Source organism: Salmonella sp. A7 (assembly GCF_020181675.1).
Classification (GTDB): domain Bacteria; phylum Pseudomonadota; class Gammaproteobacteria; order Enterobacterales; family Enterobacteriaceae; genus Salmonella; species Salmonella enterica.
The window spans coordinates 2,878,999-2,903,148 of sequence record NZ_CP084001.1; the positions used below are offsets into that span (position 1 = coordinate 2,878,999).

Annotated in this window: 15 protein-coding genes and 1 pseudogene; 5 read left to right on the plus strand and 11 right to left on the minus strand. The window is 51.5% G+C overall.

All coding sequences use genetic code 11. The features are described from left to right. Nucleotides 1-153: 153 nt before the first annotated feature. Complete coding sequence (locus LCS67_RS14175; RefSeq protein ID WP_000642870.1) at nucleotides 154-846, minus strand: DUF421 domain-containing protein; 693 nt, start codon at nucleotides 844-846, stop codon at nucleotides 154-156. A gap of 136 nt (nucleotides 847-982) precedes the next feature. Between LCS67_RS14175 and ycaO the strand changes: the two genes are divergently transcribed. From ycaO to pflB, 3 genes are all read left to right on the plus strand, one after another. Further along, nucleotides 983-2,743 carry a 30S ribosomal protein S12 methylthiotransferase accessory factor YcaO gene (ycaO, locus tag LCS67_RS14180; protein ID WP_001530487.1) on the plus strand — a complete coding sequence of 587 codons (1,761 nt, stop codon included), beginning with the start codon at nucleotides 983-985 and terminating at the stop codon, nucleotides 2,741-2,743. A 404-nt stretch (nucleotides 2,744-3,147) separates the two neighbouring features. Next, complete coding sequence (gene focA / locus LCS67_RS14185; protein WP_000642539.1) at nucleotides 3,148-4,005, plus strand: formate transporter FocA; 858 nt, start codon at nucleotides 3,148-3,150, stop codon at nucleotides 4,003-4,005. Nucleotides 4,006-4,064: 59 nt separating this feature from the next. Further along, on the plus strand, nucleotides 4,065-6,347 hold the full coding sequence (gene pflB / locus LCS67_RS14190; protein WP_001292803.1) for a formate C-acetyltransferase: 2,283 nt from the start codon (nucleotides 4,065-4,067) through the stop codon (nucleotides 6,345-6,347). A gap of 71 nt (nucleotides 6,348-6,418) precedes the next feature. On the opposite strand, the gene sopD2 is transcribed toward pflB, so the two are convergent. Beyond that, entirely contained in the window at nucleotides 6,419-7,378 is a 960-nt protein-coding gene (gene sopD2 / locus LCS67_RS14195; protein WP_001145572.1) for a type III secretion system effector SopD2, read from the minus strand. A 130-nt stretch (nucleotides 7,379-7,508) separates the two neighbouring features. On the opposite strand from sopD2, the pseudogene LCS67_RS14200 reads away from it, so the two are divergent. Continuing rightward, nucleotides 7,509-7,835 (plus strand): annotated as a pseudogene (locus tag LCS67_RS14200) (cytoplasmic protein). A 118-nt stretch (nucleotides 7,836-7,953) separates the two neighbouring features. Continuing rightward, nucleotides 7,954-8,751, plus strand: coding sequence for a pyruvate formate lyase 1-activating protein (pflA, locus tag LCS67_RS14205; protein WP_000067928.1), 798 nt, complete (start codon nucleotides 7,954-7,956; stop codon nucleotides 8,749-8,751). Between the two features lie 291 nt (nucleotides 8,752-9,042). Here pflA and LCS67_RS14210 read toward each other — a convergent pair whose 3' ends face one another. From LCS67_RS14210 to ftsK, 9 genes are all read right to left on the minus strand, one after another. Continuing rightward, complete coding sequence (locus LCS67_RS14210) at nucleotides 9,043-10,464, minus strand: APC family permease (protein ID WP_001134263.1); 1,422 nt, start codon at nucleotides 10,462-10,464, stop codon at nucleotides 9,043-9,045. Between the two features lie 217 nt (nucleotides 10,465-10,681). Further along, nucleotides 10,682-11,830: an MFS transporter gene (locus LCS67_RS14215; RefSeq protein WP_000109271.1), complete on the minus strand. Its 1,149-nt coding sequence runs from the start codon at nucleotides 11,828-11,830 to the stop codon at nucleotides 10,682-10,684. Between the two features lie 349 nt (nucleotides 11,831-12,179). Beyond that, a complete protein-coding gene (locus tag LCS67_RS14220) occupies nucleotides 12,180-13,043 on the minus strand; it encodes a dimethyl sulfoxide reductase anchor subunit family protein (RefSeq protein ID WP_000534681.1) in 864 nt (287 codons plus the stop codon). 1 nt (nucleotide 13,044) lies between these two features. Then, nucleotides 13,045-13,662, minus strand: coding sequence for a dimethylsulfoxide reductase iron-sulfur subunit DmsB (dmsB, locus tag LCS67_RS14225; protein ID WP_000213069.1), 618 nt, complete (start codon nucleotides 13,660-13,662; stop codon nucleotides 13,045-13,047). A 10-nt stretch (nucleotides 13,663-13,672) separates the two neighbouring features. Further along, complete coding sequence (gene dmsA / locus LCS67_RS14230; RefSeq protein WP_000850250.1) at nucleotides 13,673-16,117, minus strand: dimethylsulfoxide reductase subunit A; 2,445 nt, start codon at nucleotides 16,115-16,117, stop codon at nucleotides 13,673-13,675. Nucleotides 16,118-16,353: 236 nt separating this feature from the next. Next, a complete protein-coding gene (gene serS, locus LCS67_RS14235; protein ID WP_000886699.1) occupies nucleotides 16,354-17,646 on the minus strand; it encodes a serine--tRNA ligase in 1,293 nt (430 codons plus the stop codon). Between the two features lie 258 nt (nucleotides 17,647-17,904). After that, complete coding sequence (gene rarA, locus LCS67_RS14240) at nucleotides 17,905-19,248, minus strand: replication-associated recombination protein RarA (RefSeq protein ID WP_000067786.1); 1,344 nt, start codon at nucleotides 19,246-19,248, stop codon at nucleotides 17,905-17,907. Between the two features lie 9 nt (nucleotides 19,249-19,257). Beyond that, complete coding sequence (lolA, locus tag LCS67_RS14245) at nucleotides 19,258-19,869, minus strand: outer membrane lipoprotein chaperone LolA (protein ID WP_001519746.1); 612 nt, start codon at nucleotides 19,867-19,869, stop codon at nucleotides 19,258-19,260. Nucleotides 19,870-20,011: 142 nt separating this feature from the next. Beyond that, complete coding sequence (gene ftsK, locus LCS67_RS14250; RefSeq protein ID WP_023212493.1) at nucleotides 20,012-24,085, minus strand: DNA translocase FtsK; 4,074 nt, start codon at nucleotides 24,083-24,085, stop codon at nucleotides 20,012-20,014. Nucleotides 24,086-24,150: the final 65 nt, after the last annotated feature.

A 24,150-nucleotide genomic window follows, 5' to 3' on the forward strand; every position in this document is an offset into this window, starting at 1 on the left:
GACAGACATCAGGCAAACGTTATTCATGTGAATATCGGTTTTATCATTCAGTGACACGCGCCGCAATGGGTAAAACAATGCGAGGAGAAAATGCGGCATGCGTCACACAACAGAATCTTCCGGATTAACCGTATAAATCCGATATTTTCGCTGTTAAACAACGCGTTTAGCCCGGCTTGCCTTCGTCCATTCTGGATTTGCGCAGCGCGGACATAATTGCTTTTCCCCGACGTTCATGCGTATCACTTCACTGCAACGTACGCAGGCATAGTCGCCAGCCTCCGGCACCACGATAAAGCGTGGCGTACAGTGCTCAGGAAGAATGCTTAACCCCGGCTTAACGTCTTTATTTTCAAAGAAATAGACGCTGATTTGTCCGTTTGTCTCCAGGATAGCCAGTCTGACCTGCCCCAGTTGCTCAACGCCATTCAAGCGAAGCTCCATAAAAAACTCAAACTCCGTCATGTTCGAGCGCTGCAGTTTTTCCCACGCCAGTTCGCCGTCTTCAACAATGACTACCGACTTGCCTTCCAGCAGATCTTCCAACTTTTCACTATGCGCCATCAGCCACATGACCAGGCGATAGAGCAGCGCCAGGGTGATGAATACCACCAGAACAGGGAGCATCGGAACGTCATCATAAAACGCGACGTCGCCTGCCGCCGACCCCAATGTCAAAATGATCAGCACTTCAAAAAGCGACATTTGCCGTACGCCGCGTCGTCCTGTCACCTTTAAGAAAAGAAACACCAGAACAAAGGTGTAAAAGCTACGTAGCGCCACTTCCCCCAAAAACGCTACCGGCACGTTATCCAGCGCCATTCGTTGCAAATCAAATGCTTTCATTTTTTATGCTCTTCCTGTGAATTCCAGTGTAAAAGCATAGCCAATACTTTTATTTCCGCCGATGTCCCGGCGAGATAGCGCCCGTCACATAAAACCCGTATCATTGCGCGCTTTCCGTACGACAAAAGTGATTTTCATGACGCAAACATTTATTCCCGGCAAAGACGCCGCGCTGGAAGACTCCATCGCCCGCTTCCAGCAAAAGTTACTCGACCTCGGCTTTCACATCGAAGAGGCCTCCTGGCTGAACCCGGTGCCAAACGTCTGGTCAGTGCATATTCGCGATAAAGAGTGCGCGTTATGCTTTACCAACGGAAAAGGCGCGACCAAAAAAGCGGCGCTGGCCTCGGCGCTGGGCGAATACTTCGAGCGTCTGTCAACCAACTACTTTTTTGCTGATTTCTGGCTTGGCGAAACGGTTGCCAACGGGCCATTCGTGCATTATCCGAATGAAAAGTGGTTCCCGCTGACTGAAAATGACGACGTACCGGAAGGCTTGCTTGATGCCCGTCTGCGCGCGTTTTACGATCCGGAAAATGAACTCACCGGAAGCCAGTTAATTGATCTTCAGTCCGGCAATGAAGAACGCGGCGTCTGCGGCCTGCCATTTACCCGTCAGTCCGATAACCAGACCGTGTATATTCCGATGAATATTATCGGCAACTTGTATGTCTCTAACGGAATGTCCGCCGGCAATACGCGTAATGAAGCCCGCGTTCAGGGACTGTCGGAAGTCTTCGAGCGCTATGTGAAAAATCGTATCATTGCAGAAAGTATCAGTCTGCCGGAGATTCCCGCAGAGGTGATGGCGCGTTATCCGGCGGTAATGGAGTCAATCGCCACGCTGGAAGCCGAGGGTTTCCCGATTTTCGCCTATGACGGCTCGCTGGGCGGTAAGTATCCGGTTATCTGCGTCGTGCTGTTCAACCCGGCTAACGGTACCTGCTTTGCTTCTTTTGGCGCCCATCCTGACTTTGGCGTTGCGTTGGAACGTACAGTGACCGAACTACTCCAGGGACGCGGTCTGAAAGATCTTGATGTCTTCACCCCGCCAACGTTCGATGATGAAGAAGTCGCGGAGCACACTAATCTGGAGACCCACTTCATCGACTCCAGCGGCCTGATTTCCTGGGATCTGTTCAAACAGGACGCCGATTACCCGTTCACGGACTGGAGTTTTTCCGGCACTACCGAAGAAGAATTCGCCACGCTGATGGCCATCTTTGCTGCTGAAGATAAAGAAGTTTACATTGCCGATTACGAGCATCTCGGCGTATACGCCTGTCGTATTATCGTACCGGGAATGTCTGATATTTATCCTGCCGAAGATCTGTGGCTGGCCAACAACAATATGGGTAGCCATCTTCGTGAGACTCTGCTTTCGCTGCCCGGTAGCGCCTGGAATAAAGAAGACTATCTCAATCTGATTGAACAATTGGATGAAGAAGGTTTTGACGATTTCACCCGCGTGCGTGAACTGTTGGGTCTGGCGACCGGAGCGGACAATGGTTGGTATACACTGCGCGTCGGCGAATTAAAAGCAATGCTAGCGTTAGCGGGCGGCGATTTGGAGCAGGCGCTAATCTGGACAGAATGGACGATGGAGTTCAATTCGTCGGTCTTTAGTCCGGCACGCGCAAACTATTACCGTTGCCTGCAAACGCTGCTGCTCCTGTCGCAAGAGGATGCGCGTCAGCCGCTGCAATATCTCAATGCTTTTATAAAAATGTATGGCGCGGAGGCTGTAGAAGCCGCCAGCGCTGCGCTTAGCGGTGAAGCGGCTTTTTACGGGCTACCAGCTGTCGACCACGATCTACAAGCGTTCCCGGCGCATCAGTCCTTGTTAAAAGCGTATGATAAATTACAGCGCGCGAAAGCGGCATACTGGTCAAAATAAGGCCATATGAGTGACTTAGGGTAGGTTTACCCTCTCGGCTGCGTTATATTACGGGGCGCCTTTGCGGCCCCGTTTTATTTATTTTCGCTAAACGGCGAAAAATGTAATAACAAGGTTAAATATTGGTTGTTGATATTAAATTAATTGACATAGTGATGTTACTTTATTTGTTGATTACTCCATATTAATTAACCGTGCAGCAGGAGGAGTCAGGAAAAAATTCAACTCTATTTATAATTTTTAAAATTTATTTTTATTAGGATAATCAAAAAGTTACACCGTAATTGCATAAAAGCCATGCGACTTACGGGCCTATAAGCCAGGCGAGATATGATCTATATCAAATTCTCATCTATAATGCTTTGTTAGTATCTCGTCGCCGACTTAATAAAGAGAGAGTTAGTGTGAAAGCTGACAACCCTTTTGACCTTTTACTCCCTGCAGCAATGGCCAAAGTGGCTGAAGAAGCAGGCGTCTATAAAGCAACGAAACATCCGCTTAAGACTTTCTATCTGGCGATTACCGCCGGCGTATTCATTTCAATTGCCTTTGTTTTTTATATTACTGCGACAACCGGTACTGGCGCGATGCCTTATGGTATGGCGAAACTTATCGGGGGTATCTGTTTCTCTTTGGGACTGATTCTCTGTGTTATTTGCGGCGCTGATCTTTTCACCTCTACTGTTCTGATCGTTGTAGCTAAAGCTAGCGGTCGCATCACCTGGGGGCAACTGGCTAAAAACTGGTTAAACGTCTATTTTGGTAACCTGATTGGCGCTCTGCTTTTCGTGTTACTGATGTGGCTTTCCGGCGAGTATATGACTGCCAACGGTCAATGGGGACTTAACGTCCTGCAAACCGCCGACCACAAAATGCACCACACTTTTATTGAAGCTGTCTGCCTCGGTATTCTGGCGAACCTGATGGTTTGTCTGGCCGTGTGGATGAGCTACTCAGGTCGTAGCCTGATGGACAAAGCGTTCATCATGGTACTGCCCGTCGCCATGTTTGTCGCCAGCGGTTTTGAGCACAGTATCGCAAACATGTTTATGATTCCTATGGGTATTGTAATACGCGATTTCGCTACACCGGAGTTTTGGACCGCAGTCGGTTCGTCTCCGGAAAGTTTTTCTCACCTGACCGTGATGAGCTTCATCACTGATAACCTGATTCCGGTCACGATCGGTAATATTATCGGCGGCGGTTTGTTGGTCGGGTTGACATACTGGGTCATTTACCTGCGTGGTAACGAGCATCATTAATCTGTTGATGCCCATTACACGCAGTAAATAAAAAATCCACTTAAGAAGGTAGGTGTTACATGTCCGAGCTTAATGAAAAGTTAGCCACAGCCTGGGAAGGTTTTACCAAAGGTGACTGGCAGAATGAAGTAAACGTCCGTGACTTCATTCAGAAAAACTACACTCCGTATGAGGGTGACGAGTCCTTCCTGGCTGGCGCTACTGACGCGACCACCAAGCTGTGGGACAGCGTAATGGAAGGCGTTAAACAGGAAAACCGCACTCACGCGCCTGTTGACTTTGACACCTCCGTTGCTTCCACCATCACTTCTCACGACGCTGGCTACATCAACAAAGCGCTTGAGAAAATTGTTGGTCTGCAGACTGAAGCTCCGCTGAAACGTGCGATTATCCCGTTCGGCGGCATCAAAATGGTTGAAGGTTCCTGCAAAGCGTACAATCGCGAGCTGGACCCAATGCTCAAAAAAATCTTCACCGAATACCGTAAGACCCACAACCAGGGCGTATTCGATGTTTATACTCCGGACATCCTGCGTTGCCGTAAATCTGGCGTTCTGACCGGTCTGCCGGATGCGTATGGCCGTGGCCGTATCATCGGTGACTACCGTCGCGTAGCGCTGTACGGTATCGACTACCTGATGAAAGACAAATTCGCGCAGTTTACGTCTCTGCAATCCGATCTGGAAAACGGCGTAAATCTGGAAGCGACTATCCGTCTGCGTGAAGAAATCGCTGAACAGCACCGCGCTCTGGGTCAGATCAAAGAAATGGCGGCTAAATACGGCTGCGATATCTCTGGCCCGGCGACTAACGCTCAGGAAGCAATCCAGTGGACTTACTTCGGTTACCTGGCTGCGGTTAAATCTCAGAACGGCGCAGCAATGTCCTTCGGTCGTGTATCCACCTTCCTGGATGCGTACATCGAACGTGACCTGAAAGCAGGCAAAATCACCGAGCAAGACGCACAGGAAATGATTGACCACCTGGTCATGAAACTGCGTATGGTTCGCTTCCTGCGTACTCCTGAATATGATGAACTGTTCTCCGGCGACCCGATTTGGGCAACCGAATCTATCGGTGGTATGGGCGTTGACGGCCGTACTCTGGTCACCAAAAACAGCTTCCGCTTCCTGAACACCCTGTACACCATGGGGCCGTCTCCGGAGCCGAACATCACCGTTCTGTGGTCTGAAAAACTGCCGCTGAACTTCAAGAAATTCGCCGCTAAAGTCTCCATCGACACCTCTTCTCTGCAGTACGAGAACGATGACCTGATGCGTCCGGACTTCAACAACGATGACTACGCTATCGCATGCTGCGTAAGCCCGATGATCGTTGGTAAACAAATGCAGTTCTTCGGTGCGCGTGCAAACCTGGCGAAAACCATGCTGTATGCAATCAACGGCGGCGTTGATGAAAAACTGAAAATGCAGGTTGGTCCGAAATCCGAACCGATCAAAGGCGATGTTCTGAACTTCGACGAAGTGATGGATCGCATGGATCACTTCATGGACTGGCTGGCTAAACAGTATGTCACCGCGCTGAACGTTATCCACTACATGCACGACAAGTACAGCTACGAAGCCTCTCTGATGGCGCTGCACGACCGTGACGTTATCCGCACCATGGCGTGTGGTATCGCAGGTCTGTCCGTTGCGGCTGACTCCCTGTCTGCCATCAAATATGCGAAAGTTAAACCGATTCGTGACGAAGATGGTCTGGCTATCGACTTCGAAATCGAAGGCGAATACCCGCAGTTTGGTAACAACGACGCTCGTGTAGATGACATGGCGGTTGACCTGGTAGAACGTTTCATGAAGAAAATTCAGAAACTGACCACCTACCGTGGCGCTATCCCGACGCAGTCTGTTCTGACCATCACTTCTAACGTTGTGTATGGTAAGAAAACTGGTAACACCCCGGATGGTCGTCGTGCTGGCGCGCCGTTCGGACCAGGTGCTAACCCGATGCACGGTCGTGACCAGAAAGGCGCTGTCGCTTCTCTGACCTCCGTTGCTAAACTGCCGTTTGCTTACGCGAAAGATGGTATTTCTTATACCTTCTCTATCGTTCCGAACGCACTGGGTAAAGACGACGAAGTTCGTAAGACTAACCTGGCAGGTCTGATGGATGGTTACTTCCACCACGAAGCGTCCATCGAAGGCGGTCAGCACCTGAACGTCAACGTCATGAACCGTGAAATGCTGCTGGACGCGATGGAACATCCGGAAAAATATCCGCAGCTGACCATCCGTGTATCTGGTTACGCAGTACGTTTTAACTCCCTGACGAAAGAACAGCAGCAGGACGTTATTACTCGTACCTTCACGCAGACCATGTAATGGGTTTGACTGAAATTACGCCATAAAAAGCGTACAAAAAAGGCTCCATGTCAGTGGGGCCTTTTTAATTTTTATAAAAGCATATTTCGACAACCAGAATTTTTACTTATAAATAAAGTGTTATTATGTGATCTATATATTCTTCTCAGAATAGCATCAATTTCTCTTTTATTATTTTGATAATCATCATAATCCTTATTTAATACATCAGAAAACAGCATGGTGTTAGCTTCTGTAAAATCACATGACAATGACGGCATATATCCATGTAGCAGATAGATAAGTGTTGGATGAAACATATCAAACAGGACTTCTCCCTCTAATTCCCAGTAACCTATTTTACAAAATTGGGTAGAAATCTCAAAAGACCCCATTTGAAGACAGCGTAGTTTATCCATCTCATCCTCAGTAAGCGTACCATTCCATTCAACACATGCCATTTTTCGATCTTCTCCAGATCGCATAAGCTTATAAACTTCATCCTTAATTTCATCATCTTCATTAACTTCCTGCCTAAGTTTAAAAGCAAAGTTTTCTAATAATTCTGGATAGCAAGCAATTTTTTCTCCATACTTAATACATACTTTAAAAAACAACTCTTCTTCATCTTCTTCCATCACTTTAAAAATACAGTTTTCTGAAACATTGAGGATACGATGCAAATTACATTTATCAATAACCTTGCCATCAATCTCAAATGAAACTTGTGTCTGACTCACATCAAAACGCATAACAAAGCGGTCTTGTTGAGATGGATTAGCATATTGTTTTAATTGTGCAAAGGCATATATCTTCTCCATACCGACTGTATCAACATTAAGGTCAGCTTGATTTTCACGTTCACATCCATGGATGAGTGTATATAATACCTCCAGTACCTCTCTTTTTTTGTGTGTTCTGAAGCAGTCCTTAAATCTATCCCATACCCCCATGTATAGCGCTTCTTCTTTGTCAGAACTCATCAAACGGACTAGCCGTGAAGCATTAACTTCATAGTTATGACGATTACCAAAACTTAACGTAACTGGCATAATAACTCCTTTGATTATTTACCGCGAAAGCAAAATTCAATCCGTTGCTCTCATTTTTTGATTAAAGCCACACTCTATTTAAGAGATTGAATCAGTCCGGCTTTAGAAATAACATCAGATTTAGACCTGATTGCATGTTGAATGCGGCGCCAGGCGCTGGACAGCGCATAACGTTCTTTGGACACATCTGAATTATGTTGAGAATTATTTTCGTTCTGACCACAACAAAACGGCGCCAACCATTTGAAAAAAGAGGCGGATCATAAACAGCAAAACCAGGGCGCTATGGATGATACACTTGCAGTATGTATTGCGGTTCGGGCGTTACGAGCTGATGAATGAGCCAGAATTTCTGGTGGTGCAAGTTATACAGCATAGATTTGCCGTATATTTTATACTGAATAGAGGTAAAATAGCTCCATTGCAGCACATTCTGGAACAGCCACACATTCTGTAGTCCAAAATTTACGCTCGCAGTACCGCTTTTTTACAGGATGCAACCCCCTTACCAGGGTGCTCAACATGCCCGGAATGTGTCCATAAACCCCATGTTATTTAGAGCTAGCCGAAGCGATATGAGTAACTTAACCGATTGTATTACAAATGAAAGTGTTGCAGTAACTGCTGATAAAAAGCCGGTTATTGGTCGCATTCACTCCTTTGAATCCTGTGGCACCGTTGATGGCCCAGGCATCCGCTTTATTACCTTTTTCCAGGGCTGCCTGATGCGCTGCCTGTATTGCCATAACCGCGACACATGGGATACGCATGGCGGTAAAGAAATCACCGTTGAAGACTTAATGAAAGAGGTGGTGACCTATCGGCATTTTATGAATGCTTCTGGCGGCGGCGTGACGGCATCCGGCGGCGAGGCCATTTTGCAGGCAGAATTTGTACGCGACTGGTTTCGCGCCTGTAAAAAAGAAGGTATCCACACCTGTCTCGACACCAACGGCTTTGTGCGCCGTTATGACCCGGTGATTGATGAATTGCTGGACGTTACCGATCTGGTGATGCTCGATCTCAAGCAGATGAATGATGAGATCCACCAGAATCTGGTCGGTGTCTCTAATCACCGGACGCTGGAATTCGCTCAGTATTTATCAAAGAAAAATGTGAAGGTCTGGATCCGTTACGTTGTCGTTCCCGGCTGGTCTGACGACGATGATTCCGCGCATCGCCTGGGTGAGTTTACCCGCGATATGGGGAATGTCGAAAAAATCGAACTGCTGCCCTATCATGAGCTGGGCAAACATAAATGGGTGGCAATGGGCGAAGAATATAAACTGGATGGCGTGAAGCCGCCTAAAAAAGAGACCATGGAGCGTGTGAAGGGCATTCTTGAGCAGTATGGTCATAAAGTGATGTATTAATCGCCTGCTATCTTATCCGCTTTTAAACGGCTACCCGTGACGGTAGCCGTTTTGCTGTCTGGATAACGCTCTTACCGCTAAAATACCCGACTCCGCCGTCAGACAGGCCTGGTTAACAATATTGCGCTTACCAGGTATTAAATACAGAGTCGCTTATCTGCTGCTGGGTTGAAGGTCTGACAACTATTGCTGACCCGGTGCCTGTTAATACCATGGTCTCCGCCTGGAACCCAGGCACCTGTGACCTTAAAAGGCGCTCGCCTGACAGGAGCGCCGTGGAAAAGAGCGTCGTTATGTGTTTCTACGCGCCAGCAGTGGGAAAATTAACCCCAACCCGACCAGGACAAAAGGCGTCACGATGTTCAACGTCAGCTGGAATGTCCACTCCGGTGTGAACGCCTCCATTTTGGGGAAAATACCGGTAAGGCAGGCAAACGCGGTGAAGGCAAAACACCATATTCCCACAGTTAACGCCAACGCCCGGTTGCGAATAAACACATATTCGGGTTTGTACTTTTTCGCCAGTCGAATGACAGCAATAAAGGCGACAAATACCCACAGATAGCGCAGCGGCATAACAACTGAGTTGAGATTAAGCAGCCATTTGTACAGGTTGTTCATATCGCCGATGCCAAGCGTTGGCAACATAATCAAGATAGCGACCAACACCAATGTCAGCAAATAACCGTTAACTGGCGTACCTGAAGCGTTAGTACGGCATAAGCGCTGCGGGATATATTTACTGTCTGCATCACCCAGCAATACTTTTAGTGGCGCATCAATAGAAAACACCAGCGCGGCGATTTGCCCCAGAGTATTGGCAATGGCATAAATCACCATTAATGAATTACCCATATGGTAATACTCACCCAATTTCTGGAATGCATAATATTGCCCATTGGTCATTAAATCGTCAGGTATATGCCGGGAATCAAACATCATTCCCATCGCCAACGAACCGAGGATAGCGCAGACCGCAACCATGACGGCTAAAAAGAGCATCCCCTTCGGAAATTCTTTTCCTGGATTCCGCGTCTGGTTAACGTAAGGCGAGATCTTCTCTGCCCCACCAACCGCAAAGACCAACATAGAGATGGTGGTGATATAGGTAAAATCGATATGAGGAATAAATGACTGCCAGGTGATGTTAGTGGTCGCAATTTCAACGTTTGTAATTGCTGGCGCGGTCACTGCCATCACAACATATAAAATTGACATGATAAACATGGCAATTCCGGCCACAGATCCAACAACCTTTAGCGATTTCATCCCCCGGGAAGCAACCCACATAAAGAAAACAAACAATGCCAGCGTCAGCCCCTGCAAGGCAACGACGGTATATTCTTTTATCAACGAGCCGTCGCCTTTTAAAGCCCATCCCAATGCAATGAGTATCGCCTGCGGCTTTTGCGCCAGGTAGGGAATATGCACGACCCAATACGTCCATGCCGCAAGGTAAGCCAACCCCGGCCCCATCGTATGCTTAATCCAGGTACTGACGCCCCCTTTTCCCTCTTTGAAGGTTGAGCCCAGTTGCCCCACGATTAAGGCATAAGGAATAAAATAGAGCGCAAAAATAAACACCCAGGAGAAGACAACCACTAACCCCTGGTTAGCATAGTTATTGACAACATTGCCGAATCCCCAAACGGTAATAAACGACATCAGGGCGATGTTGTACCATCGCAACTGTTTTTCCTGCACATTCGGCATAACGTGATCCTTCGTGAACACAATGCTATTACTATAAATGAAGCGGGGAATTATGCGCGGTAAAGACGAAGAGAGAAAATAGAGGAGCGCAAAATTATAACCTTCGGCACATTTTATTTTTCAGTAAAGCAAGAAAATTATGCAGGTCAATTATTTTACGTAAAACATAAACAAAGAGTATGCAAGACTCACGTCCTGCATACGATTCAGAGAACAGTTAGATGTGGGCGACAGGATTAGGCGTCTGGCCGGCGTTACGTAACAGCATCAGCAGATAAATAAACGATACGCTGGCGATCATAATAAACAGCAGATTATCTGAATAATTCTGCATTAACATCGCAGCAAAAGACGGCCCCAACAGGCTCCCTACTGTATAACTTAACAACAGCGCCTGGTTCATTGCCACAAGCTGGTGATGTTCGACTTTTTCACAGGCCCAGGCCATTGCGACGGGATAAAGCGTAAAACCCGCCGCCCCCAGAATAAACAGAGCTGGCGCCATCGCCGCCTGGGTTAACATGGCAATACTACCGAGTATGACAACGAAGACCTGTACGCGTAACACCAGCAAGCGACCAAATTTGTCCGCCAGACGTCCCATTGGCCATTGCCCCAAAATGCCGGCGCTCACCAGCACCGCCATCCAGAAACCGATGCTGGCGTTAGCCATCCCCTGATGCTTCAGATATAACGGCATCAGGCCATATAATGAACCAAGAACAATGCCGGAAATAATGCAACCATTCACGCCAAGACGCGCCTGGCGTAGCTTCAGCATGGCGCTAATAGAAGAGGAATGACGTGCCTGCGTTTGCTGATTTACAATTCGGGTAAAGAGTAGCGGCAGAATTCCCGCCAGAATCATTCCGGTCACCCAGGGAAGAACGTGCAGCAATTCACCAGATACTTTACTGACCAATAATTGTCCAAGGAAGGTCCCCATGTAATAGACCATCATATAGGCAGCCAGCAGGCGCCCGCGATTATGCGAGGTTCCGCTGCACATCAACGCGCTTTCGACAACCACCCAAATCATGGCGCAGCCGATACCGGCAATAAAACGCCAGCTCATCCAGCTCCAGAACCCCACCATCACGCCCAACCCGACACAACCCGCGGCGAAGATCAGCGAGGCAAGATAATAGCTACGGTTAAACCCAATGCGTTTAATTAAATACCCGGTAAATAACGTCCCGACCAGATTGCCGGTAAAATAAGACGAGCTGACCATCCCCACCTGCCAGGTCGGAAGGTTTGCCTGAGCAAGCCACAGCGGCACAAGCGTATTCAGTACCGCAATGGCCAGGGTCAACAAAAGTAGCCCGCACAGCAAAAGCATGACGGGACGGGTATAGGTGGACATGAATAAAAACCGTGAGGAAGTTCAAATTTCATGCGCATCATGCCATCGCCAAAAACATTGTCAATCGGCTCCGCATGGGCGATCCGCAAGTTTTGAGACTATCGATTTGATTTACTTATTCTGCACGTGAATATATTAAAAGGCTAAAAATTCATCCCCTTGTTTTTATTGATCTAACCCGCAAAATCGGCGTTTTGTTCAGTCGAAAAATTTCATGGTTCCTTTAGCTTCGTTTTCTTCTCTATGGATTTATATGCACCTTCTCCGCCCCGGTTATATCCCTTAAATTGATGGCGGCTAAAGGCGTATTCGGCCTGCACGTTCTGCAGGCCGAATACGCGTCAACGCGTTAGCTGGCTACCGCCATGCCCACGGTCATATGCAGCCCATAGAATACGCCGCGGCCAATCAATTCCCCCGCCAGCATCAGAATGAAGGCGACAGAGAGCAACGGTACCGCAGGTTGATACCCTTTTAACTGTGGCACAATCCAGCAGCACAACGCCGCCGCAAGCAGCACCATACGCCAAGCCATCAGCGAGCCATAATCCGGCACCAGAGCAGACGCCTGCTGAATGGAACTGTGAATCGTCGCCAGTTCCGCGCCCTGCATGGCCACCATAATGGCAATAACCACCAGCGCCAGCACCGACACCGCAGGCAACAGACGCATCGCCCAACCGTTCACGCCCGCGATGCGCAGCAGCAGATAACCCAGTAGCGGCCCCCCCATAAAGAGCGTCAGGAAGAAGCCCAGCGGCGTCCAGACGCTATACCAGGTCGGTACTGTATCGATGCTGTTATAGACGCGTACCATCATCCAGACGAAGACGACGCCCAGTACCATCGTGATAATCAGCCAGAGTGTGCGCAGTGCCGGCGGCAGCTTTTTCAGTACCGCCAGCAGCCAGCCAATCCCGCCGACCGCAAAAAACACCGAGCCGCTGGCAATTTCATTGCTCAGTGCGGAAGCACCTACGCGGTTAAGCGAGTTAAACGCGCGCATCGGCGAGCCCAGATGCAGCATCGAGGCGATAAAGCCAATCCCCATCAGCACCCACAGACCAAACATACAGGCGATCACCCGCTGCTGCGTTTCCGCGCGCAGGTCGCCCTTCATCAGCGCCAGAGCCAGAACAATAAAACCACCGGCCACGCACTGACCAAAGACCGTGAAGATCATCAACGGCCATTCATGCCATCCACTTCCCATCTTATACCTCCTTCGGATTGGCCAGATAACCGGTGGTGTCCCCGGTCGGGCGGCTGTTGGCGTTGGGTTTAATCACAATATTCGGCTTCGTGAAATGCGCGCGCGGCAACGGCGCGACGGCAGCCAGCTCACCGTGTTTTTTGCGCAGTTCGTCTATCGGGCCGAAATCCAGCGCCCGCAGCGGACAGGATTCGACGCAGATCGGTTTCTTGCCTTCCGCCACCCGGTCATAACAGCCGTCGCACTTGGTCATATGACCTTTGGCCGCGTTGTATTGCGGCGCGCCGTACGGGCAGGCCATGTGGCAGTAGCGGCAACCGATACAGACCTCTTCGTTCACCACCACAAAACCGTCATCGCGCTTGTGCATCGCGCCGCTCGGGCAGACTTTGGTACAGGCCGGGTCTTCGCAGTGGTTGCATGAAATAGAGAGATAATAGGCAAAGACGTTCTGGTGCCAGACGCCGTTATCTTCCTGCCAGTCACCGCCTGCATACTCATAAATGCGGCGGAAGCTGACATCCGGGGTCAAATCTTTGTAGTCCTTGCAGGCCAGTTCGCAGGTTTTGCAACCGGTGCAACGGCTGGAATCAATAAAAAATCCATACTGGGTTGTCATCGGTTACTCCTTACGCCTTTTCAACCTGAACGAGGTTCGTATGTGACGGGTTCCCCTTCGCCAGCGGAGAAGGACGTTGGGTCGTCAGTACGTTAATACATCCGCCCTGATCCACGCGTTTTGCATCCGGGTCGTACCATGCGCCTTCTCCCAGGGCGACCACGCCCGGCATCATGCGCGGCGTCACTTTAGCCTCGATATGTACTTCGCCGCGATCGTTGAAGATGCGGACTTTATCGCCATTGTTGATACCGCGTTTCTGCGCATCCATTGGGTTAATCCACATTTCCTGGCGACAGGCGGCTTTCAGTACGTCTACGTTGCCATAAGTGGAATGCACACGCGCTTTATAGTGGAAACCCGTCAACTGCAGCGGGAATTTATCCGTTAGCGGATCGTTATAGTTTTCAAAACCTGGCGTATAGATCGGTAATGGATCGATCACGTCACCTTCCGGCAACTCCCAGGTGGCGGCGATATCCGCCAACGCCTGTGAATAGATTTCAATCTTGCCCGATGGCGTTGTAAGTGGATTCGCTTGCGGATCTTCGCGGAAGTCTTTATAGGCGACATGGTGGCCTTCGGGGTCACGCTGTTTGAAGATGCCTTGCTTACGGAACTCCTCAAAGGTGGGCAGATTCGGAATGGATTTACGCGACTGTTCGTACAGATGACGCATCCACTCTTCTTGCGTCCGTCCTTCGGTAAACTGTTGTTCCACGCCAAGACGTTTCGCCAGTTCGCTGGTCATCTCATAAATCGTCTTACACTCGAAGCGCGGTTTAATCGCCTGGTCAGTGAAGATAACGTAAGACATGTTCCCGCAGGAGGCATCCAGCGCAAAGTCCATCTGCTCAGAAGCAGTGCAATCAGGCAACAGAATATCGGCGTATTTTGCCGACGATGTCATATGACAGTCGATAACGACGATCATTTCGCATTTCTTGTCATCCTGCAGGATTTCGTGGGTGCGGTTAATCTCAGAGTGCTGGTTAATCAAACAGTTGCCAGCATAGTTCCAGATCATTTTGATCGGCACGTCCAGCTTATCTTTCCCCCGCACGCCATCACGCAGCGCCGTCATTTCCGGGCCGCGTTCAATGGCATCGGTCCACATAAACATGGAGATGCTGGTTTCAACCGGGTTTTCTAACGTGGGCATACGTTCAAATGGCAGGGCATAAGACCCTTCGCGCGCGCCGCTGTTACCGCCGTTAATCCCAACATTACCCGTCAGGATCGCCAGCATCGAGATGGCGCGCGTGGCGATTTCTCCATTAGCATGACGCTGTGGTCCCCACCCCTGGCAAATATAGGCGGGTTTAGCGCTGCCGATTTCTCGCGCCAGCTTAATAATGCGATCCGCCGGAATACCGGTAATTTGCGCCGCCCACTCCGGCGTCTTCGCAATACCGTCTTTACCCTGGCCCAGAATATAGGCTTTGTAGTGACCGTTTTTCGGCGCGCTGGCAGGCAAGGTTTTTTCGTCATAACCGACGCAATATTTATCCAGGAACGGCTGATCGACCATGTTCTCGGTGATTAAGACATATGCCAGACCATTGACCAGCGCCGCATCGGTACCTGGACGAATCGGAATCCACTCATCTTCGCGACCGGCGCCGGTGTCGGTGTAACGAGGATCGATAATGATCATCCGCGCGTTTGATTTCTGCCGCGCCTGTTCAAGATAATACGTTACACCGCCCCCGCTCATGCGGGTTTCGCCAGGGTTATTACCAAACAACACCACCAGCTTACTGTTTTCAATGTCGGATGGACTATTGCCATCCGCCCAGCCGCCATAGGTGTAATTCAGACCCGCTGCGATTTGCGCGGAAGAGTAATCACCGTAGTGATTAAGATAACCGCCGCAGCAGTTCATCAGACGGGCGACCAGCGTTTTTCCTGGCGGCCATGAACGTGTCAAAGTGCCGCCCAGCGTACCCGTGCCATAGTTCAGATAAATGGACTCGTTGCCATACTCTTTGATAAGACGCTGCATATTGGTAGCAATGATATCGTAGGCTTCGTCCCAGCTAATACGCTCAAATTTACCTTCGCCGCGCGCGCCGACGCGCTTCATCGGATACTTGAGCCGATCCGGGTTATAGACGCGACGACGCATAGAACGACCGCGCAGGCAGGCGCGAACCTGGTGCAGGCCATCGTAATCATCGTTTCCGGTATTATCCGTTTCTACATATTTGATTTCGCCATCCACAACATGCATACGTAGCGGACAACGGCTGCCACAGTTTACCGTACAGGCGCTCCAGACGACTTTCTCGCCGGTTTTCGCCGGGCTTATCGCCTCTGCGGCGTTAGCGATGCGGGTAAATGGCAGGGTAAATGCGCTACTGGCCATCGCCAGGCCGCCTATCGCGGTGGTTTTGACTAAACCACGACGGCTCACCTCGGCTGCCAGCACGGCATCAGGGATCTTAGTTTTCATAAGGGCTCACTCTGCTGCTCACAATAAAAAAAACAATAAAACGATGTATAGAATTTTATATAGCGATAACGTCGCTATAAAGTCTGATATATACCGAAAAATAGAAAAATAGCGTTAAAAACTGACCTTCATTCGAAATCAGTATTACCCCTAATAGGGTAGGGATTATTGTCCGGTATCAAACTGGCATAAAAAAAGCGCCCGAAGGCGCTTTTTAGAAGAAGAGAAAGCGAGGATTAGCCGATATATTCCAGTCCGTTCATGTACGGACGTAATACTTCCGGCACTTCAATGCGACCATCAGCCTGCTGATAGTTTTCCATCACGGCCACCAGGGTACGACCTACCGCCAGACCAGAACCATTCAGGGTATGGACCAGACGGGTCTTTTTGTCGGACTTGCTGCGACAGCGTGCCTGCATACGACGCGCCTGGAAGTCCCAGACGTTAGAGCAGGAAGAGATCTCGCGGTAGGTATTCTGCGCCGGAACCCAGACTTCGAGGTCATAGGTTTTGCAGGCGCCGAAGCCCATATCACCAGTGCACAGAATAATTTTACGGTACGGCAGTCCCAGTAGCTGGAGCACTTTTTCCGCGTGACCGGTCATCTCTTCCAACGCAGCCATAGAATCTTCCGGGCGAACGATCTGCACCATTTCCACTTTGTCAAACTGATGCATACGAATCAGGCCACGGGTATCACGACCATAAGAACCTGCTTCAGAACGGAAACAAGGCGTATGCGCCGTCATTTTAATTGGCAGCTGATCTTCGTCGATGATTTCATCGCGTACCAGATTGGTCAGCGGAACCTCCGCCGTCGGGATCAAAGCATAGTTGCTGCTGTCTGCTTCTTCTTCCAGCGGACGGGTATGGAACAAATCGCCTGCGAATTTCGGCAGTTGACCGGTGCCATACAGCGTGTCGTGGTTAACCAGATACGGCACGTAGTTTTCGCTATAGCCGTGCTGTTCCGTATGCAGATCCAACATGAACTGCGACAATGCGCGATGCATACGCGCAATCTGTCCTTTCATCACTACAAAACGGGAGCCGGTCAGCTTAACCGCGGCGGCAAAGTCGAGGCCGGAGTGCATTTCCCCTAAGGTGACGTGATCGCGGATTTCAAAATCAAACTCACGCGGGGTACCCCAGCGGCTGACTTCAACGTTGTCGTTTTCATCTTTACCTACCGGCACTTCATCCGCAGGCAGGTTTGGGATGGTCAGCGCGATATTGCGGATCTCCGCCAGCAAGGTATCCAGCTCGGCTTTCGCCGCATCCAGCTCTTCGCCCAGTTTATTCACTTCCAGGCGTAAAGGCTCGATATCTTCCCCGCGCGCTTTCGCCTGGCCGATGGATTTCGATCGAGAATTACGCTCCGCCTGCAGGTTTTCCGTGTTGACCTGCAAAACTTTACGACGCTCTTCAAGAGCGCGCAGCTTATCTACATCCAGCTTAAAGCCCCGGCGTGCCAGTTTTTCAGCGACTGCGTCTGGCTCATTACGCAGCAGATTGGGATCGAGCATGCTTATCCTGTGCTTATCGAATAATAAAAGGAAACGCGATCAATTGATGATCGCCTCTGATTGTATTGATGAACGTAAACCGCGTTTACGTAATAGCGACGTTTTCGCCTTACCTGACCGACGACAGCAACAACGCATCCATTGCGCTATACCTGCGGACCTCATAAGCAACGTGCTATCAGGCATAACGAGATTCATCATCAACGCCATGATACCTGGAGCATCATATTTAGAGATAACCTTACCGCAACGTTTACACTAGCGGTAGCGTTTTGTGGGGCTATTTTGATCCTGTTCAGCCAGCCAGGCGAGCTTTTCGCCAATCTTGCCTTCCAGACCACGATTTGTCGGATGATAATAGCGCGTTTGCGCGATTTCCGGCGGGAAGTACACTTCACCCGCAGCATAGGCATTGGGCTCATCGTGGGCATAGCGGTACTCCTGGCCATAACCCATCTCTTTCATCAGTTTGGTTGGCGCATTACGCAGATGGACAGGAACGTCATAATCAGGACGTTCGCGCGCGTCGGCCAGCGCAGCCTTAAAGGCGGTATAGACGGCGTTGCTCTTCGGCGCGCAGGCGAGATAAACGATAGCCTGCGCGATCGCCCTTTCGCCTTCAGCCGGACCAACGCGGGTGAAACAATCCCACGCGGCAATAGCGACCTGCATCGCGCGCGGATCGGCATTACCCACATCTTCCGAGGCAATCGCCAGGCAGCGACGCGCCACGTACAGCGGATCGCCTCCCGCGGTAATGATACGGGCATACCAATAGAGGGCGGCATCCGGCGCGCTGCCGCGCACTGATTTATGTAAGGCGGAAATAAGATCGTAGAAGCGATCGCCTTTGTTATCAAAACGCGCGCTGCGCTCGCCGGCGATCTCGGTCAACAAGGAGGGCAATAAAACGCGTTTGCCGCTATCATCCGCCTCCGCCATATCGGCCATCATTTCCAGCGTATTTAAGGCGCGCCGCGCGTCGCCATTGACCAGCTCAGCAATCGCTCGCCGTGTCTCATCCGGTAACACGATATCCTGATCGCCGTAACCACGCGTTTTGTCCTGCATCGCCTGGTCCAGTACTTGCTCAATATCGTCAGTGGTCAACGATTTCAGCAAATAGACCCGCGCTCGCGACAAGAGCGCCGAGTTCAGCTCAAAAGAGGGATTTTCCGTGGTCGCGCCGATAAAGGTGATAGTGCCATCTTCGATATGCGGTAAAAAGGCGTCCTGCTGGCTTTTGTTAAAGCGATGCACTTCATCAACAAACAGGATGGTACGGCGACCGGCATTACGATTCTGGCGGGCGCGCTCGATAGCTTCGCGAATCTCTTTTACCCCAGAAGTGACGGCGGAAATACGCTCGACATCGGCGCTGGCGTAGCGGGCGATCACTTCAGCGAGCGTGGTTTTCCCCGTCCCTGGCGGCCCCCATAAAATCATGGAGTGCAGATGCCCGGCCTCAATAGCGCGAGGCAACGGCTTACCTGCGGCCAGCAAATGCTGCTGGCCGATATACTGCGCTAAATTTTCCGGCCGCATTCGCGCGGCCAGCGGTTGAAACGTATTATCAGAAAAATCGAGCGACAGATTGCTCACTCATCGCCTCTACTTACGTTGGTCGTCTATCGTTACCCCTTGCGGCGGAGTAAACGTAAATTTTGACGGATCAACAGCGCCGTTTTGCTGGGATTTTAGCTGATAGGCGCTACGCTGATCGTCTTGTTCTACGGCGCTAAACTGGTGGATAGTCCCGTCGCGTCCCACATTGATGGTGAACTGTTTCAGATTGCCGTTGCTGGCTTTCGGCGTCAGCACAAAATTATCGCCATCCTGCTTAATATTATACTGCTGCCAGTCGCTGGCCTGGTTGCGGGCAATCAGCATAAACGGTGTATTTCCGGTGGCATCTTTCAACCACGTGGCGGTAGCCTGTTCTACAAACGGGTTATAGAACCATAACGTTTTGCCGTCAGAAACCAGAATACTCTCGTCAGGTTGCGTCATATGCCAGTTGAATAGATTTGGCCGCTTAACCCATAAATCACCCTGTCCCTCCTGCACCGCGGCACCGCTGCCATCGGTGACTTTTTGAGTAAAGGTGGCATGAAAGCTGCTCACTTTATCCAGACGGCTTTTCAGAGAGCTGGCGGCGTCAGCCCATACGCTGCTGGCTACAACGCTTGAAAGTAATGCACAGGCGATTGCCATTTTTTTCATCATTATTCCTCAGGTTTCGACACTCCCGACCAGGAGCTCCTTTTGCTTTCTATTCCAGGCCAAAAATCAGCATGAGGAAAGAAGAAAATACTGAATTTTGTTGCCGGATGGCAGCCTGCACAGCGCCATCCGGCTTACAGGTTTACTCAAAAGGCGGCGGAGCCAGCACTTCACGATTACCGTTATGCCCCTGAGCGCTGACAATACCCTGCGCTTCCATCTGTTCGATAATACGCGCCGCACGGTTATAGCCGATGCGGAACTGACGCTGAACGCCGGAAATGGACGCTTTACGCTTCTGGGTGACGAAATTAACGGCCTGATCGAATAGCGCATCTAATTCTTCGCCGCCGTCAAAACCGCCACCGCCACCTTCGCTTTCGCTGTCGGAGGTAATGCCATCCACATATTGCGGACGACCGCGCGCTTTCCAGTCCTGCACCACCGCATGGACTTCCTGGTCACGCACAAACGCCCCATGGACACGTACCGGCATGGTGGAGTTTGGTCCGGAATAGAGCATGTCCCCCATTCCCAATAGCGACTCAGCGCCACCCTGATCAAGAATGGTGCGGGAGTCGATCTTACTGGATACGGTAAAAGCGATACGGGTTGGTATGTTGGCTTTAATTAAACCAGTAATCACATCGACCGACGGACGCTGCGTCGCCAGTACCAGGTGAATCCCCGCGGCGCGCGCTTTCTGCGCCAGACGCGCGATCAGCTCTTCAACTTTTTTACCGACGGTCATCATCAGGTCGGCAAATTCATCAACCAGTACCACGATATACGGCAGTTTTTCCAGAACCGGATGCTGAACATCCATACTGTCGCCCGGCTTCCAGTACGGGTCCGGAATCGGGCGTCCCATGCGGGCCGCTTCGGCGATTTTCTCGTTATACCCAGCCAGATTACGCACGCCGAGCGCGGACATCAGCTTATAGCGACGCTCCATCTCATTGACGCTCCAGCGTAACGCGTTAGCCGCGTCTTTCATGTCGGTAACAACTTCTGTCAGCAGATGCGGTATACCCTCATAGACCGAGAGTTCTAACATTTTCGGGTCGATCATGATAAAGCGAACGTCTTCCGGCTGCGCTTTATACAGCATACTGAGGATCATGGCGTTAACTCCGACCGACTTACCGGAACCGGTCGTACCGGCCACCAGCAGGTGAGGCATTTTCGCCAGATCCGCCACTACCGGATCGCCCGCGATATCCTTACCTAACACCACGGTAAGCGGCGACGGATTCTCGCGGAATTTGGCGTTATCCAACACTTCGCGCAGATAAACGGTTTGCCGTTTCTTGTTCGGCAATTCCAACCCTACGTAAGGTTTGCCTGGAATGACCTCCACAACGCGTACGGCTACCGTTGACAATGAGCGCGCCAGATCCCGGGAAAGGTTGGAGATACGCGCCGCTTTAACGCCCGGGGCCAGATTCAGTTCAAAGCGAGTAATGACCGGGCCTGGCGAATAGTTCACCACATCAGCTTTAATGCGGAAATCCGCCAGACGCGCTTCAACCAGACGCGCCATTTGCTCCAGCGCAAAGGTATCTACCGGTTCAACTTCGCTCGGCGGCGGCGTCAGAAGATCTAACGAAGGCAGCGGCGTCGTCGGACGCTGTAATGGACGACTGTCGCCGTTACGCATCAACAGCGGGTGAATCAGGCTGTCTTGCGGCGCTGTCGGCTGTTGCGGCTGCTGATACTGCGGTTGCGGCGCTACCGGCTGTTGCGGCTGCTGATACTGCGGCTGCGGCGCTGTCGGTTGCTGCGGCTGCTGATACTGTGGCTGCGGCGCTACCGGCTGCTGCGGCTGCTGATACTGTGGCTGCGGCGCTACCGGCTGTTGCGGCTGCTGATACTGCGGTTGCGGTGCTATCGGCTGCTGCGGCTGCTGGTACTGTGGCTGCGGCGCTACCGGCTGTTGCGGCTGTTGATACTGCGGCTGCGGCGCTACCGGCTGTTGCGGCTGTTGATACTGCGGCTGCGGTGCTACCGGCTGCTGAACAGGCGTTGATTCGGGCATGACACTCGGCGTGAACAGCGGTTCGTGCGGACCTTCATCAACCAATACTTTCATTGGCGAGAAATCCAGATCGTCCAGTGAGAACGGCTGCGCGCCAGCGGGTTGCTCGCCGGAATATCGCTGCTGTTGCGAAGCGGCAAACTGGCGGGCTAATTCAGCTTCCGCAGCGGTATCGTCATCTTCTGCCTGTTGAGTATCATGCTGATACGTCTCACCATAACGATGCTGCTGCGACTGCGCAAACTGACGGGCTAACTCGTCCTGATGCATTGCATCTATTTCTTCATCGGTTAGCTGCGCGCCCGTCTCGTACTGATTGCGCTCCGCCTCGCGGGCTTTTTCTTCTGCAATCCTCTGTGACGGCAGCTTAATACCGTACGACGCCAGTTCCCGTCGGGTCGGCACGCGAACGCGGTTCGGACGCGGCAGTTGCGGACCAATCCCCTCTTTCACCTGCGGACGCGGCGCGCCGCCGGTAGCCAGACCAAATGCAGGCGCAGCGGCCGCGGTGCCTGCTGCCAGAGCGCCACTCTTAATACCTGCGTCAAGCGACGCGGCGGCGGCTACCGCTTCCACTGGCGGTATGGATGGCGCGACAGATACCGTAGGTTTGACCGGCACGTTCTCTTTTACCGGCTCCGGAATCGGTTGATACCATGCCGCCAGTTGTTCGCGCTCACGGGCGCGTTTCTCTTCCACCTCTTCAAAATAGTAAAGCGGAGGACGGGCGGGTCTGGTCTCTTCTATGACAGGTTCAGGCTCGGTGGCAACCGGCTGTTCGATAACCGGCGGCATGTGGGAAGGTTCAGCCGCTATCGGCTCCGGCTGATAAACCGGCGTCGGCTGATGGGTCGGCTCCGGCTGCCAGTGTTGTTCGGCATCCGGCGCCTGCCATTGCGGCTGTGTTTCCTGCGGCGCAAGAGAGTCATACTCTGCTGCGGTCGCTGGCGTCGCGGCGTATTGCGGCGCGGAAGCGACAGGCACAGGTTGCTGCCACGGCGCACTTTGCGCCTCCTGCGGTTGAGCATATTGCGGATGCGGCTGATACCCCTCCGGCGCAGGCGCGATAACCGGCTCGCCGGTTTGCGGCCCCGGTACGGGCTGCCACTCCACGGTCGGTTGCGCGACAACCGGCTCAGCCCCCGGCATGGGCGGCGTTTGCATTATGGGATCGGCGGACGCTGCCCACGTCTGGGTGACGGCAGTTGCGGCCGCAGCGGCGGCAACCGGTTCGGTGACAGAATGGCCGTTTAACAGCGGATCATATTCATCATATTCCGGCTGCGTCGCACGGTTGCCCGAAAACAGAACGTCGTCGGGATCGGCAGCGACGCCGCGCGCGCTATACTGAATGTCCTCGTCATCATCCATCCGTTTGCCGGAAAAGAGCGCGGCATCGGTCTGACGGCCCCGTGGATTGCTGAATTTTTCAGCCAGTCGCTTACGACGCGCCAACGCGCCGCGCAAAATACGCGCCCGGCGAGATTCACGCTGCACGCCGTCGGTTTCTTCATCGTATTCGTCATCATACTCTTCGTCGTCAACCCACGTATCATCACGCCGGGTACGGTTGCTGGCGAAGGTCAGTATATTAAGCAACCAGCCGCCTAATTTTTCGGCGATACTAACCCAGGACCAACCGGTAAAGAGCGTCAGCCCGGCAGCCCAAATACAGAGAAGCATTATCGTTCCGCCGCTACTATGCAACAACGGCTGCAGCGTGGTGCTTAACAGGCTGCCAATTACGCCGCCGGAGGCGAAATACCAGATATCGTCGGCATTAATGGCCGCCAGACCGCAGGAAGTGAGAATCAGCGCCAGCACGCCGATAAGGCGTAGCGACACAGCAAAATAGTCGATGTAATCATCCGTAGACTGATGACGCCACGCAAACCAACACCCGCCGACAATAATGACAGGGATGGTGTAGGCCATTACGCCAAAAATAAAGAACAGTGTATCGGCCAGCCACGCGCCCGGCGCGCCGCCTAAATTATGGATGGGTTCATGCCAGGCGGTTTGCGACCAACTGGGGTCCGAAGGGTTAAAGCTCAACAAGGCCGCCATCAGCCAGACGGCAAAAAGGGCAATAAGTATCAACAACGCTTCCAGAAGTCGGCGCCCGCTGCTTAACTTCGTCAATGTGACGTCTTTGTCTTCAGTATATTCCTGGCTCAAAAAAGGCTCTCCAGGTTCCAGGCTTTTCCCGCCCGATGCTAAAACGGACAACAGCACCGGGTTAC